Here is a 13,559-nt window from a genome sequence, read left to right as displayed (position 1 = left end):
TCCCCTAAGGAGTCCACGTGTCCGTAGCGACAGGCGATAAGCCGTTGAACAGTCGCCAGGAGATCCTGGAAGGCGCCCGCCGGTGCTTTGCGGAACACGGTTACGAAGGCGCCACCGTACGCCGACTGGAGGAGGCCACCGGGAAATCCCGCGGGGCGATCTTCCACCACTTCGGTGATAAGGAGAAACTCTTCCTCGCCCTGGCCCGTGAGGATGCCGCCCGCATGGCCGAGACCGTGTCGGAGAACGGTCTGGTCGAGGTCATGCGGGGAATGTTGGAGGATCCGGAACGGTATGACTGGTTGTCGATCCGACTGGAGATCTCCAAGCAACTGCGCACCGACCCGGAGTTCCGCGCCAAGTGGACCGACCACCAGAGTGTCCTCGACGAGGCGGTGCGGGTGCGTCTGGCACGCAACGCCGACAAGGGCCGTATGCGTACCGACGTTCCCATCGACGTCCTCCACCTCTACCTGGAGACGGTGATGGACGGCTTCATTTCCAGGCTGGCCACGGGAGCCTCCACCGAGGGGCTCTCCGAGGTCCTCGACCTGGTGGAGACCTCGGTCCGCCGGCCGGACTGAGCCGGACTGGGTCAGCCCACGTCCAACCTACAAACCCCGGTGCCCGGGATTATCTCCGGGCCCCGGGGTTTGTGGCATCCCACCTCGCGGATTCTCCCAAAGAACTGACCACCATCTAGACTAAGCGGTATGGTTTCAGTTCTTCTTGTACAACCCCGCCAGGGCGAGGCAGTGGTCGCCGCCGAGCGTCGTGATTTCCTTCAGTCCACGGGACTGAAGCCCGATGAACTGACCTCCCGAATGCTGGATTCGGTGGATACCATGGTCGGTAGCCTTGAGGGGTTCGACGGTGTCATCGTCGGCGGCAGTCCGCTGAATGTGACCAATTTCGAATACGACGCGTGGCAGCACCACGTCCACCGTCAGCTCGCAGCCCTCGCCCGGCAACCACTGCCCACCATGTTCGTCTGTTATGGCAACACGTTCCTCGCCCACTTGGACGGCGGGGAGGTCGGACGGACTCACCCGGAACAGTCCGGACCCACGTCGGTGCACCTCACCGAGGAGGGACAGCGCGACATCCTCACCCATGACCTGCCGGACACGTTCATGTCGTTTACGGGGCATACGGAAAATGTCGTGACCGCTGCCCCCGGTCACCGGGTGCTGGCCACCGGTCCCACCTGCCCGGTGCAGATGGTCCGGGCGAACACCACGACCTGGGCAGTTCAGTTCCATGCCGACATGGATGCCCTGGCCATGAAGAACCGCATGGACTTCTACGCCAACTACGGCTACTTCTCCCCCGAGGACTACGACCAGATCATCGCCAGCCTGCCGAGTGTGGATGCCGTCTATGCCAACCGGGTGCTGCGCAACTTCGTCGAGGTTTGTGAGGGCACGCGCCCGGCGGACGGTGCCGAACACCGACTGCCGGCGGTCACCGCCTGAGCCCCCTGGACTAGATCTCTGAGACCTTGTCCCCACCGTCGACAAAGGCCAGGACGCGGTTCTCGGGGAAAGCGTCACGCGCGGCGAATTCCGCGATGACCTGCGCCACCAGATGGCGTGAGGTGCTGCGCTCCCCGGCGGCCTCTGGGTCATCAGCGATCACGGAGATGCCATCGACCTCATCGAGGGTCAGGGCGGCAGGCGCCAGGATGAGATAATCCAGGCCGGATGCGGCCAGATGCTCATCCGCAGCCTTCTTCGAGGCGGCGTAGGGGTAGAAGGAATGTGACGGGTCCACGGTGTGCTTCGTGGCCCCGATATAGCTGACCATGATGTAGCGGGGTGCGTCCTCACCGAGGGATGTGGCGCCGTCGATGGAGGCGATGGCCGCGTCCCGGTCGATCGCGTAGGTCGCGTCGGGGCCGTTCTTCCCACCGTTGCCAGCACTCCAGACCACGGTGTCCACATCGCGCATCACCTCCGCCCAGTCCTCGACGGACAGCTCGGTGACATCCCTCAACAGAGGGGTGGCACCGAGTTCCTCGATTTCGGCGGTGTGATCCGGATTGCGGAACAGTGAGGTGACGGTGAGACTGGCGTCGATAAGCTTCGGCGTGGCCAGAAGGGCCACCTTGCCGTGGCCACCGATCAGGAGAACCTTATGTGAATGTGTCATGGTCCCACCCTAGCTATTTTCTACCCGCCATCCAGTAGGCCATGGGGCCTGCACCCACCACCAGGCTCGCACCAGCCCAGGCCCACCTGGGTCCCCGCACCCGGTCCGCTGGCCGCCTGGCCAGCGACAACCAGGTGGCGATCCGGGCAGCCGACTCCCCTGCGGCCAGCGCCATGAGGGGGAAACGAAGCTCGGTGGGCAGGTCCAGCCAGTCAGCACGGATGGACCGTGCAAGGTCTTTCCAACGTGTCCGCATCTCGCTCATGCCCCTCATGATATCGCCGGACGATGGTGTCCGGGCCCGGTTGTACGATGAAAAGATGTTCGCAATCATGACTGTCACCGGACAGGACCACACCGGCATCATCGCAGCTGTCTCAACCGCCCTCGCGGAACTGGATGTCAACATCCACAACGTCTCCCAGACCATCATGGACAAATGGTTCACCATGATCCTCCACGTCGGTTTCGACGACTCGGCGCTGACCATCGCCGACATCCAGGAGCGGATGACATCAGTGGAGAAGGAGCAGGGCCTGGTCATCAGAATCCAGTCCGAGGCCTTGTTCTCCGCTGTCAACGACATCTAACAACATCTGGCAGGCCCCAGGCACCAGCCCTCAAAACCAACCCCGCACCCCACCCGCACATCCACACCCAGGAAGTCGACCCCAGCCACACATCATGGACACCACCGCGTTCCCACCAAACCATTCCCGCCTCACCGACCGCTCCACCCGGGGCATCCTCGACACCATCGAGATGATCGAGAAGTACCGCCTGGACATCCGTACCGTCACCATGGGGATCAGCCTGCTGTCGTGTACCCGCAGCACCATGGAGGAGACCTGCCAGGCGGTGTTTGACCGGGTGACCACCCAGGCCGCCCGCCTGGTGGAGGTCTGCGAGGGTATTGAACGCGAACTCGGTATCCCGATTGTGAATAAGCGCATCTCGGTCACCCCGGTCGCCCTGATCACGGCCGGTTGTTCCGGCAACCCCGCCGATGTGGCCCACGCACTGGACCGCGCCGCGAAGGAGGTCGGGGTGAACTTCATCGGTGGTTATTCCGCCCTGGTGGAAAAGGGTGGGACCACCGCCGATATCAACCTCATCCGTTCCATTCCCGAGGCCCTCAGCCAGACGGACGTGGTGTGCGGCTCCGTCAACGTTGCCTCCTCCCGCGCCGGTATCAACATGAATGCGGTCAATGAGATGGGCAAGGTGGTCAAACAGGCCGCCGAGCTGACCGCTGACCGGTCCGCCATCGCCTGCGCCAAGCTGGTGGTGTTTGCCAATTCCGTCGGTGACAACCCGTTCATGGCCGGGGCCTTCCACGGCATTGAGGAACCAGACTGTGTGGTCAGCGTCGGTGTTTCCGGCCCCGGTGTGGTCAGCCGTGCGCTCGAGAACCTCGAGGGTGCCTCCCTGGATCAGGTCGCCGAGGAGATCAAGAAGGCCGCCTTCAAGATCACCCGCACCGGGCAGCTGGTAGGCGCGATGGCGTCGGAACGGCTCGGGGTGCCCTTCGGCATCGTCGATCTCTCCCTCGCACCGACCGCCGAGGTGGGTGATTCCGTGGCCAACATCCTGGAGACGATGGGCCTGGCCCAGGTGGGTACCCACGGCACCACCGCGGCACTCGCCCTGCTCAATGATGCGGTGAAGAAGGGCGGCATGATGGCCTGTTCCCGTGTGGGTGGGCTGTCCGGTTCCTTCATCCCCGTCTCGGAGGACAAGGGCATGATCGATGCGGTGCGCGCCGGCACCATCTCCATTGACAAGCTTGAGGCCATGACTGCGATCTGTTCCGTTGGCCTGGACATGATCGCGATCCCCGGTGACACCCCCGCGGAGATCATCTCCGGCATGATCGCGGATGAGGCCGCCATCGGTGTGATGAACCATAAGACAACCGCCGTGCGGGTCATCCCAGTGCCCGGTACCGTCCCCGGTGATGAGGTCGATTTCGGTGGCCTGCTCGGTTACGCCCCCGTGATTCCCGTCAACACCGTCTCCAACCACGCCTTCGTCCATCGGGGTGGTTTCATCCCGGCGCCGGTCCACGGTTTCCGCAACTAGAACAGCGCTTGTCGACGCCCCACCCTGGTCACCACGCCCGGTGGTGCGGTGGGCGCGGACGTAGACTGGTGGGGTCAGATCCCCGAACTCCAGGAGAGATGCACCATGTCACAGCCACCCGAGGTTCGAACCCCCACAGATCACAGGCCACCCCTCACCGCGCCCCATGCACTCGGGACGGACGAGGTCCTGGATCATCTGGAGGCGGACACCCGGGGGCTGAGCTCGGAACACGCAGCGGAGCTACTCGAGCGCTACGGCCCGAATGAACTGCGCCAGGCCGAACCGGAGACGGTTCTGCAACGGTTGTTCCGGCAGATCAATGACCCGATGATCTATGTCCTCATCGGCGCAGCACTGCTCACCGCTCTGCTGGGTCACTGGACGGACACCATCGTCATCGCCGCCGTGGTGGTGGTCAACATGATGGTCGGGTTCATCCAGGAGGGTAAGGCCGCTGATGCCCTGGCCTCGATCAGGGAGATGCTCTCACCGGAATCCACCGTCCTGCGCGATGACCACTGGACCACGATCGACGCCACCACTCTGGTTCCCGGCGACATCATCCGGTTCTCAGCCGGGGACCGCCTCCCCGCGGATGTGAGGATCATATCCGCCATCAACCTGCAGGTGGAGGAGGCTGCACTCACCGGTGAATCGGAGCCCGTGGTCAAGTCGCCGGAACCGGTGGAGGATGAGGCCGGCATCGGTGACCGCACCTCCATGGGCTTCTCCTCCACCACCGCCCTGACCGGAACAGGCACCGGTGTGGTCACAGCCACCGGCAGTGACACCGAGATCGGCCGCATCACCACCATGCTCGACCAGGTGGACAGCGTGGATACGCCGCTGACCCGGGCCATGTCGAAGTTCTCGGCGACACTCGCCATCGCCTGCGTGTTCCTCGCCGTCGTCATGCTGGTGGTGTCCTGGCTGGTCCACGGCACCCCCTTCGAGCAGCTGATCATGTCCGCCATCGGTTTCGCGGTGGCCGCGATCCCGGAGGGTCTGCCGGCGGTCATCGCCATCACCCTTGCCCTGGGTGTGCAGTCCATGGCGGGGCGTAATGCCATCACCCGTCAGCTGAACTCGGTGGAAACCCTCGGGTCGGTCACCACCATCTGCTCCGATAAGACAGGAACCTTGACCCGGAATGAGATGACCGTGCGTGCCCTGGTCACCCCCCTCGGTTCCTATGAGATCACGGGCAATGGTTATGAACCGGTGGGAACCATCTCTCACCACGACACCGGTGAGGAGGTGCACCCGGGAGATGCGGCCGATGTCCACGCCCTGGCGCAGGTGGCCGCGAATGTCTGCGATGCGCAGATCCGCGAGGTGGACGGTGAATGGCAGCTGGTGGGTGAACCCACTGACGGTGGTATCCGGGCCTTCGCCATGAAAACCGGTGTGGAACCTGCAGCACGGCTCGCCGAGGTCCCCTTCGATTCCTCCTACAAATACATGGCCACCCTCCACGAGGGCAACGGTGAGCAGATCATGCTGGTCAAGGGCGCACCCGACCGCCTGCTGGACCGCAGCACACGCCAGGGCGACGGGGAGCCACTGGACCGGGCGTTCTGGGAGGCGCGCATCGAGGAGCTGGGGTCGCGGGGCCTGCGCGTGCTCGCCGCAGCCCGGCGCGCCATGCCGGTGCTTGTCGACGACTTCTCCCCCGACACAGTGGACCAGGGTGAGCTCACCTTCCTCGGTGTCTACGGCATCATGGATCCACCCAGGACCGAGGTGATCGGTGCCATCGACACGGTACAGAAGGCGGGTGTCCGGGTGCGGATGATTACCGGTGATCACGCCTCCACCGCCAGCGCCATCGCCCGGGAGGTGGGGATCCAGGGCAAGCGGGTACTCACCGGCCGGGAGATCACCGAGGCCACGGATGGGGAACTGCGCGAGCTGGTCCGCGACACCGGGGTGTTCGTCCGGACCAGCCCCGAGCACAAACTCCGCATTGTCCGGGCGCTGCAGGCCAACGGCGAGGTGGTTTCCATGACCGGTGACGGCGTTAACGACGCCCCCTCCCTCAAACAGGCCGATGTGGGTGTGGCCATGGGCATCAAGGGCACGGAGGCCACCAAGGACGCTGCGGATATCGTGTTGGCGGACGACAATTTCGCCACCATCGCCGGCGCCATGGAGATGGGCCGGACGATCTACGACAACCTGCGCAAGGCCATCGTGTTCATGCTTCCGACCAATGGTGCGCAGGGCCTGGTGATCTTCGTGTCCATGCTGTTCGGTCTGCAGCTGCCGATCACTCCCCTGCAGGTGCTCTGGATCAACCTGATCACCTCCATCACCCTGTCGCTGGCGTTGTCGTTTGAACCGGCGGAGCCCGACATCATGAAACGCAAACCCCGCGATCCGGATTCCAACATCCTGGACCGGGTGGCTCTCACCCGCATTATCTACGTGTCTCTCCTGCTGGGAGCCATGACATTCGGGGCGTTCTCGCTGGCGCTCGACAACGGTGCCACCCTCGACCAGGCCCGGACCATCGCTGTGAACAGTCTCGCGGTGGGACAGATCTTCTACCTGTTTGTCACCCGCTTCTCCCGGGTGCATGCCTTCAGAAGAGAGCTGTTCACAGGCAACCCGGTGTCCTGGTTGTGTGTTGCCGTCATGTTGCTGCTCCAGCTGGGCTTCGTCTACCTGCCCTTCATGAACTCCGCCTTCGGCACCGCCCCGGTGTCACTGGATTCCTGGTTGGTGCCCATCGCCGCTGGTGTGGTCATTTTCGTGGTGGTGGAGCTGGAGAAATTCGTGCGGAGGCGGACGGACTAGGCTTCAGGCCGGTTTCATGCCCTGGAGGTATCGACGCGTGATGTACAGCTGCACCATCCGTGCAACGGGTGCACCGATCCTCGCCCAGATCCACGCATGGCGGGAAAACGCCACGCACCGTCCCGTGACGGTGCCATCGGGGGAGATGGACACCTGGAAGGCCTCTTCCCCACTTTCCACATGACCGGGCAGCGTTCCGTAGATCAGGAGCGAACGGTCAGCGTCGGTTTTCTGCTCGAGGATCAGGCACCTGGACCGGGTGGGCCCGATGGTGAGTTCCACCGTGTCTGAGCCCAGGTCCTCAACTCGTACCCCGGCGAACCGGTGGGCCTGCCAGGTGAACAACCGCTGCGTGGCCTGGTCGAAACACTCCCGGCCCTGGCCGAGCACCATGCTGGAATCGGTGATGGTCCACCCATCCAGCCCGAGATCCGCGGGCGTCTCTCCCCCGAGCAGACGCTCCGAATGCCCGCGGAACTGCTGCGGATAGGTCAACTGTGAATAATCCATCCGGGTGCTCTTTCCCTTGAGTTGTCCAAACACTTATGACACAACGCGACCCCGTGCAGTGTGATACTGACGGGGTCGGGCTGATGACGCACTCTGCCGGTTAGTTACCGCGGAGTGTGTCCTTGGCATTCTCGACGGTGTTCTTGGCGTTGCCCTTGAACTGGTCGGTCTTGCCCTCAGCCTCAAGCTTCTCGTTGTCGGTGGCCTTGCCGGTGGTTTCCTTCACCTTGCCGGAGGCCTTTTCAGCGGTGTTCCTAATCTTGTCGCCGAGTCCCATAATGTGTTCCTCTCGCTTGATTGATCGAACTTGCCTACCCCATCGTACCGAATTTCTGGTGGCGGAGTTCACATGCTTATCTGGGTGGAAAGGTATGCAGGGGAAGAATACGGGCCATTATGCCAGCGGGTCGATGATTTTCCCCCTCGCCTCTTTACCTGCACCAAAGACGTCCGATATTCTGAAGATCCACCGAGGAAAGGTGCGTTGACATGCGGAAACTGGTCTACGGGATGAATGTGTCGCTGGACGGTTATATCGCTGCGCCCGGCGATGACATCACCTGGAGCGAACCGAGCGAGGAACTGTTCCAGTGGTGGTTGGAAGAGGACAAGACATTCGAACTGGCCTTATATGGACGCAGACTCTGGGAGACCATGAGTTCCTATTGGCCCACAGGGGACCAACAGCCCGGTGCCTTGCCTAGGGAGATCGAGTTCGCGCGTAACTGGCGGGATACCCCGAAAGTGGTGTTCTCCTCCACTCTGGAGACGGTGGCATGGAACGCCCGCCTGGTGAAGGGCGATGCAGTCACGGAGATCACCCGCCTCAAGGCCGACGGTGATGGACGGATGAGCATTGGGGGCGCCAGCCTTGCCGGTGCAGCGATGCAGGCCGGGTTGATTGATGAGTACGTCCTGGTCACTCACCCTGTCCTGGTGGGTGGCGGCACCCCGTTTTTCACCACCTCGGACAGCCGGACGCATCTCGACCTGATTGAAACGCGCCTGTTTCCAGGTGGCGTGACCCTCGCCCGGTACGAAACACGGCGCTGAAGCCGTCCCCCCCCCCAGCACGATCCTCGGTGGTCAGATCCTGTTCACCACCGATGCTGCATGCTCCACACCGGTGGCGCATGCGGCACCTCATTGACACCGGTGACCAGGAAGCCGTGTCGTTCGTAGAGGCGCACATTGCGTTCATCCGAGGTCTCAAGGCGCACTGCCCGCGCTCCCCGTGCGGCTGCGTCGCGCAATGCAAAAGTGATGAGGGCGCCACCGATGCCACGACCCTGGGAACCAGGCCCCACACCGAGGGTTTCCAGGGTCCAGCTCTCATCCTCAGCAGGCTCCGGGGATCCCTGTCCCAGTCTGTCAATCCGGTCGCCGTGGAGTTCAACAATCCGACCGATAATGTCCTCCGCCGGAGCTGACGCATGAGGAGGCAACAAGGCGATCACACCGTCGATGTCTCCGGTGACTGCCACAAAGCCCTGATCGAGGGCATGGGAGAGATAGAGATATTGGATCTCCCGTAGCCGCTGGGCGTACCCTTCCTCGGGGATGACATGGCGAGTCCATGGATAATCATGGAAGGCTGCGGCCAATACGTCGGCGGCGGTGGTGAGGTCCTCCCCCGTCGCCAAGCGCGAAGGGATGTTCATGTGGTGGTCCTTTCAGAATGTTCGGGTGAGGAAGTCCGCAGCCTCTGGGATTCCGCGGGTGGCAATGCGAGAACTCACGATGACCCAGAACCAGTCGGCCTGGTCTGACAGGATGCCGTTCTTTCGAGGTGATGTAGGGAGTTAGGTCTAAAGGCTCCAGCGGTGGCCGCTTCGTTCTTCGATGGGATGCCTACACACAGTTTCAGATACACCACGCTAGTGGATGTCCTCTGAATCATTGAACTCACGGCATCGGTTCCGTACAGGTCCCCTACCGGGATGAGATCCACGGGGACCCCCGCCTGGAAGTCCGCGCCAATCAATTGGACGGCAAGGTTGTTAATCAACGAAGATACATATAGGGCTGCGGAACACCTACACGGCCCGCATCCCCGGCGCGATCGCGCACAAACTCGGCGTCACCCCGACATCGTGACCACCTGGTGTGGCAACTATAGTCGCATCCTGATCCGATAGGCCCTCATGAGAAAATCGGCTTCGATCCCTTTTCTCATTGCAGCCATACTCTTGGCTGGATGTGGAGAGTCCAGCCAAGAAGAAGCCGAAGCCGTTTGTCGCGAAGATACTCTCAACCGGGCGAAATACCCCGGAGGGGCGGAGATAGTTTCCGCCAACATTGAGGAGGGTGATGACGGGAAGATTCACGTCACCGGGCTTGCCGACTTCCCCAATGGATTCGGAACACCCAACCGGTGGAGTTACTTCTGCACAGCCATAGAAGGTGAAGTTACTGACAACGTCGTCATGGAAGGCGACTGGATCAATCTTGACTAAAACAATTACTCCTGCATCAAGAGACTTAATTACCCGCTCCCATGCAATCGAACATTTATAGGAATGACCATGACCTCAAGCACTAGTAACCCGAACCATCTCCCACCTCTCATCCCGAAAACCGAGCGAAATCGGTTCTGGCTTGCCAACCTGCTCTCTACCATCGCGATCTGCATCGCTGGCCTTGGTGTCCTCTTCGGGCTCTTCGCCACGATGGACGATTTTTACAGTGGATTCGTTCTACTGGGATCTTCATTTATTGCGCTGGTGGCCACACTGATCCCTTGGGTACTCTCCCAGATCGGCCAGCAGCAGCGTGATCACTTCGATCGTGTAGAGCGACATCTCGGCATTAAACCGTAAAGTAAAACCAAGCCCTCCCCACCCAGCGCCAGCAAGCAACAGGGTGAAGAGGGCATTAAGCATCGAGATAAACATCTAGACACAGGAAAAGCGTATCAATCGCGATGTAATGGCGACCGAAAAGGGTTCCCCTCAGGACAGGGGCAAAAACCGCCGTGGGTGGTGCGATATCACGACCCCTCGGGGAAGCAATACTCGAAGGATTTCCGCTGCGAGAATGAGGCTAAGGCCGGCAAGGTCGATACGGTCCTTGGCGCCAAGTACCCGTCCAGCGAGCGAGTCAAAGGACACCCCGGACAATGGAAACCGCTCGCCCAGGAGCAGGCACCCGGACCAATCATCGCTGACATGTGCCGAGTAGCAATGGGCACCGTGCAACGACTTTCCGAACTGCGTGCCATGCGGGCAGAAGATACTGACATCGAACATCAAATGGTCTGGGTCTTCGAAACCAACCGGGGTACACCCTATCGAGCCGTCACCGCTGGCTCGGAACTACGCAAGACCGTGACACACCTTGGGGTGGCTGTGACCTTCCATAGTTTCCGGCACCTCTTCGCCTCACGACTTATCTCCGCTGGAGCGTCAGTGGAACAGGTGCGACGGGCCCTCGGTCACTCATCCGCTGCAGGCACCTTGGACATCTACGCCCATTTCTTTCCCGGCGACGATGAGCTTTCTCGGGCGCCAGTGCGAGTGCCGTCACCGAGTGCGGGCAAGTTGGTGACAACGAGGATGCTGGCGCCTCACGTAAAACGCCCTCACCTGGGGATAACACCCCAAATGACTACGCCAACTCGACGATCTCCATGTACTGCTCGTTCCAGAGGTCCTCGGTGCCGTCGGGCAGGACGATGACGCGGTCGGGTTCCAGGGCCTTGACGGCGCCGGGGTCGTGGGTGACCAGGACGACGGCGCCGGTGTAGGTGCGCAGTGCGTCGAGGACCTGTTCGCGGGAGACGGGGTCGAGGTTGTTGGTCGGTTCGTCGAGAAGCAGGACGTTGGCGCGGGAGGAGACGAGGGTGGCCAGAGCCAGGCGGGTCTTCTCACCGCCGGAGAGGGTGCCGGCTGGTTGTTCCAGCTGATCGCCGGAGAACATGAAGGAACCAAGCAGGCTTCGGAGCCCCTGCTGGTCGGCGTCAGCGCAGGCTTCGATGGTGTTCTGCCAGACGGATTTGTCGGGGTCGATGGTGTCGTGTTCCTGGGCGAAGTAACCGATCTTCAGGCCGTAGCCAGTGACGATGCCGCCCTCGCCGTCGGTGCGTTCCACACCGGCGAGCAGTTTCAGCAGGGTGGTTTTACCGGCGCCGTTGAAGCCGAGGACAACCACGCGGGAACCCTTATCAATGGCCAGGTCCACACCGGCGAAGACTTCCAGGGAGCCGTACATCTTGGTCAGGCCCTTGGCGTTGAGCGGGGTCTTGCCACAGGGTGCAGGCTCTGGGAAGATAATGTTCGCGGCACGGTCGGAGGCACGGATGTCATCGAGGTTGTCGATCATGCGCTCTGCACGGGCGATCATCTGCTTGGCGGCAGCGGCCTTGGTGGCCTTGGCTCCCAGGCGTGCAGCCTGGTCCTTGAGGGCACCGGCCTTCTTCTCAGCGTTGGAACGTTCGCGGCGGCGACGTGCCTCATCGAGTGCACGGGCATCGACGTACTTGTCGAAGGCCATGTTGTACACATCAGCTTCGCCGCGCACAGCATCCAGGTACCAGACCTTATTACATACAGCCTGGAGCAGCTCAACGTCGTGCGAGATCATGATGAGCCCGCCCTCGTGCTTGGACAGGAAGTCACGCAGCCAGGAGATGGAGTCGGCGTCCAGGTGGTTGGTCGGCTCGTCGAGAAGCAGCGTGGTCTTGGACTTGCCGGAGCCGTTGGTGGCGGCGAACAGGATCTGGGCGAGCTCGACGCGACGACGCTGACCGCCGGACAGCGTCTTCAGCTGCTGGTCCAGGATGCGGGCCTCAAGCCCGAGGTTGTCGCAGATCTGGGCGGCCTCGGCATCGGCCTCATACCCACCGAGTGCCTGGAACTGCTCCTCCAGTCGCGAGTACTTTCCGATGGCGGTATCAAGCTTGCCGGCGTCGGTGGTGGTCTCCATGATCTCCTGCTGGCGTTCCATGGAGGAACGCAGCTGGTCAAGACCACGGGCGGAGAGCACACGATCGCGGGCGGTCTGCTCGATATTGCCCTCACGGGAATCCTGGGGGAGGTATCCGACGTCACCGGCAACGGTTACGGTACCTCCGTACGGCTGGGTTTCGCCGGACAGGATCCGCATGGTGGTGGTCTTACCCGCACCGTTTCGACCCACCAGCCCGATGCGGTCACCCGGCTGCACACGCAGGTGCTGGCCGGGGGCGGTCAGGAGGGTTCGCGCGCCGACGCGCACTTCTAAATCATTGGTGACAATCACAACCGTTCAGTGTATCAATGATGCACCCCAAGGCCCTAACCGCAGCCATCCCATCCGGTGACACACCGACGCGTGTCCCCATCTTTGTTTAAGGTGGGGGCATGAGCGCCGCACAGCGAGGAATCCGCCGGCAGGGTGCTGAATCCACCGGCATGACCGACAGCACCGCCGACGGCCGTGATTACCTGGTGTCCTATCTACTCAATGAGTACCAGCGTGGCAGCATGGTGATGCGGTTCCGGGGTGATCCCGGCCAGCCGGAGTTGTTCCGTGAATTGTTCAAATACGGTTTGAATCCAGCAGCGCTGAAGGATGTCGCGGCCACTCGTGTGGCTGATGTGAAGGATCAGGGTGCGCGCTATGCCCAGGCCCAGCGTGCTTCCGAGGCCGCCCAGGCCCATGACCGGACGCTGCGGGCGCGTCACACCTCCTCATCCAAGTCCCAGTGGTCTGACAGTCCACCCCGCACAACCCGGAAGCGGGGCGTGCTGGGGCCACTGATCTTTGTGGCCATCCTTGTCTATGGGCTCCTCGTCTCGATGGCCAGCTATTCCTTCAACCTCGGCACCATCGAGGCGAATTTCCGCGTTGACTCCTCCCTCGGCGTGACATTGGACACCTGCAGGTCCGCCCTGGGGGATCGCGCCGAGTTCGAGCTGGGCATTTATGGAGAGAATCCGGGTCTGTTCACCGACCGTCCCTCCACGTTCCCGGCTCACCCCGCCAATGCGGCGTTCCTCCTCGGTTGCCTGACTGGTTAACCTCTAAACTCAAGA

General features: G+C 62.1%; 16 protein-coding genes. 10 read left to right on the top strand and 6 right to left on the bottom strand.

Annotated elements, in window-relative coordinates:
* Nucleotides 1-17: 17 nt before the first annotated feature.
* Nucleotides 18-584: a TetR/AcrR family transcriptional regulator gene (locus H9627_RS08740; protein ID WP_191733622.1), complete on the top strand. Its 567-nt coding sequence runs from the start codon at nt 18-20 to the stop codon at nt 582-584.
* 129 nt (nt 585-713) lie between these two features.
* Nucleotides 714-1,475, top strand: coding sequence for a glutamine amidotransferase (locus tag H9627_RS08735; protein WP_191733621.1), 762 nt, complete (start codon nt 714-716; stop codon nt 1,473-1,475).
* Nucleotides 1,476-1,485: 10 nt separating this feature from the next.
* Here the strand turns inward: H9627_RS08735 and H9627_RS08730 are convergent, their stop codons facing one another.
* Together H9627_RS08730 and H9627_RS08725 are read right to left on the bottom strand one after the other, a co-directional pair.
* The gene (locus tag H9627_RS08730) at nt 1,486-2,151 is read right to left on the bottom strand and encodes an NAD(P)H-binding protein (RefSeq protein WP_191733620.1); all 666 of its coding nucleotides are present in this window, start codon (nt 2,149-2,151) and stop codon (nt 1,486-1,488) included.
* A 13-nt stretch (nt 2,152-2,164) separates the two neighbouring features.
* Entirely contained in the window at nt 2,165-2,416 is a 252-nt protein-coding gene (locus tag H9627_RS08725; RefSeq protein ID WP_225213657.1) for a hypothetical protein, read from the bottom strand.
* Between the two features lie 55 nt (nt 2,417-2,471).
* Here H9627_RS08725 and H9627_RS08720 point away from each other — a divergent pair, with 55 nt between their 5' ends.
* The 3 genes from H9627_RS08720 to H9627_RS08710 all read left to right on the top strand — a co-directional run bounded on the left by H9627_RS08720 (nt 2,472) and on the right by H9627_RS08710 (nt 7,035).
* Nucleotides 2,472-2,741: an ACT domain-containing protein gene (locus H9627_RS08720; protein ID WP_191733618.1), complete on the top strand. Its 270-nt coding sequence runs from the start codon at nt 2,472-2,474 to the stop codon at nt 2,739-2,741.
* Nucleotides 2,742-2,835: 94 nt separating this feature from the next.
* Nucleotides 2,836-4,233, top strand: a complete 1,398-nt coding sequence (locus H9627_RS08715) for a PFL family protein (RefSeq protein ID WP_191733617.1) — start codon at nt 2,836-2,838, stop codon at nt 4,231-4,233.
* A 105-nt stretch (nt 4,234-4,338) separates the two neighbouring features.
* Nucleotides 4,339-7,035: an HAD-IC family P-type ATPase gene (locus H9627_RS08710; protein ID WP_191733616.1), complete on the top strand. Its 2,697-nt coding sequence runs from the start codon at nt 4,339-4,341 to the stop codon at nt 7,033-7,035.
* Nucleotides 7,036-7,038: 3 nt separating this feature from the next.
* On the opposite strand, the gene H9627_RS08705 is transcribed toward H9627_RS08710, so the two are convergent.
* Together H9627_RS08705 and H9627_RS08700 are read right to left on the bottom strand one after the other, a co-directional pair.
* Entirely contained in the window at nt 7,039-7,545 is a 507-nt protein-coding gene (locus H9627_RS08705) for a DUF1990 domain-containing protein (protein ID WP_225213656.1), read from the bottom strand.
* Nucleotides 7,546-7,645: 100 nt separating this feature from the next.
* Nucleotides 7,646-7,822, bottom strand: a complete 177-nt coding sequence (locus tag H9627_RS08700) for a CsbD family protein (protein ID WP_191733614.1) — start codon at nt 7,820-7,822, stop codon at nt 7,646-7,648.
* Between the two features lie 212 nt (nt 7,823-8,034).
* Between H9627_RS08700 and H9627_RS08695 the strand changes: the two genes are divergently transcribed.
* The gene (locus tag H9627_RS08695; RefSeq protein ID WP_191733613.1) at nt 8,035-8,598 is read left to right on the top strand and encodes a dihydrofolate reductase family protein; all 564 of its coding nucleotides are present in this window, start codon (nt 8,035-8,037) and stop codon (nt 8,596-8,598) included.
* Nucleotides 8,599-8,642: 44 nt separating this feature from the next.
* On the opposite strand, the gene H9627_RS08690 is transcribed toward H9627_RS08695, so the two are convergent.
* Nucleotides 8,643-9,206, bottom strand: a complete 564-nt coding sequence (locus H9627_RS08690) for a GNAT family N-acetyltransferase (RefSeq protein ID WP_191733612.1) — start codon at nt 9,204-9,206, stop codon at nt 8,643-8,645.
* A gap of 483 nt (nt 9,207-9,689) precedes the next feature.
* Between H9627_RS08690 and H9627_RS08685 the strand changes: the two genes are divergently transcribed.
* The 3 genes from H9627_RS08685 to H9627_RS08675 all read left to right on the top strand — a co-directional run bounded on the left by H9627_RS08685 (nt 9,690) and on the right by H9627_RS08675 (nt 11,222).
* Nucleotides 9,690-10,001, top strand: coding sequence for a glycoside hydrolase family protein (locus tag H9627_RS08685; protein ID WP_191733611.1), 312 nt, complete (start codon nt 9,690-9,692; stop codon nt 9,999-10,001).
* 69 nt (nt 10,002-10,070) lie between these two features.
* Nucleotides 10,071-10,364 (top strand): hypothetical protein, encoded by a 294-nt coding sequence (locus tag H9627_RS08680; RefSeq protein ID WP_191733610.1) that lies wholly within the window; start codon nt 10,071-10,073, stop codon nt 10,362-10,364.
* A 348-nt stretch (nt 10,365-10,712) separates the two neighbouring features.
* Entirely contained in the window at nt 10,713-11,222 is a 510-nt protein-coding gene (locus tag H9627_RS08675; protein WP_191733715.1) for a tyrosine-type recombinase/integrase, read from the top strand.
* On the opposite strand, the gene H9627_RS08670 is transcribed toward H9627_RS08675, so the two are convergent.
* The gene (locus tag H9627_RS08670; RefSeq protein WP_191733609.1) at nt 11,152-12,783 is read right to left on the bottom strand and encodes an ABC-F family ATP-binding cassette domain-containing protein; all 1,632 of its coding nucleotides are present in this window, start codon (nt 12,781-12,783) and stop codon (nt 11,152-11,154) included. The genes H9627_RS08675 and H9627_RS08670 overlap by 71 nt on opposite strands.
* Nucleotides 12,784-12,884: 101 nt before the next feature.
* Here H9627_RS08670 and H9627_RS08665 point away from each other — a divergent pair, with 101 nt between their 5' ends.
* On the top strand, nt 12,885-13,544 hold the full coding sequence (locus H9627_RS08665) for a hypothetical protein (RefSeq protein WP_191733608.1): 660 nt from the start codon (nt 12,885-12,887) through the stop codon (nt 13,542-13,544).
* Nucleotides 13,545-13,559: the final 15 nt, after the last annotated feature.

Source organism: Corynebacterium gallinarum (genome assembly GCF_014837045.1).
Lineage (GTDB): Bacteria > Actinomycetota > Actinomycetes > Mycobacteriales > Mycobacteriaceae > Corynebacterium > Corynebacterium gallinarum.
The sequence above is the reverse complement of the archived record's forward strand: the minus strand, read 5'-3'. Positions and strand labels throughout refer to the sequence as shown.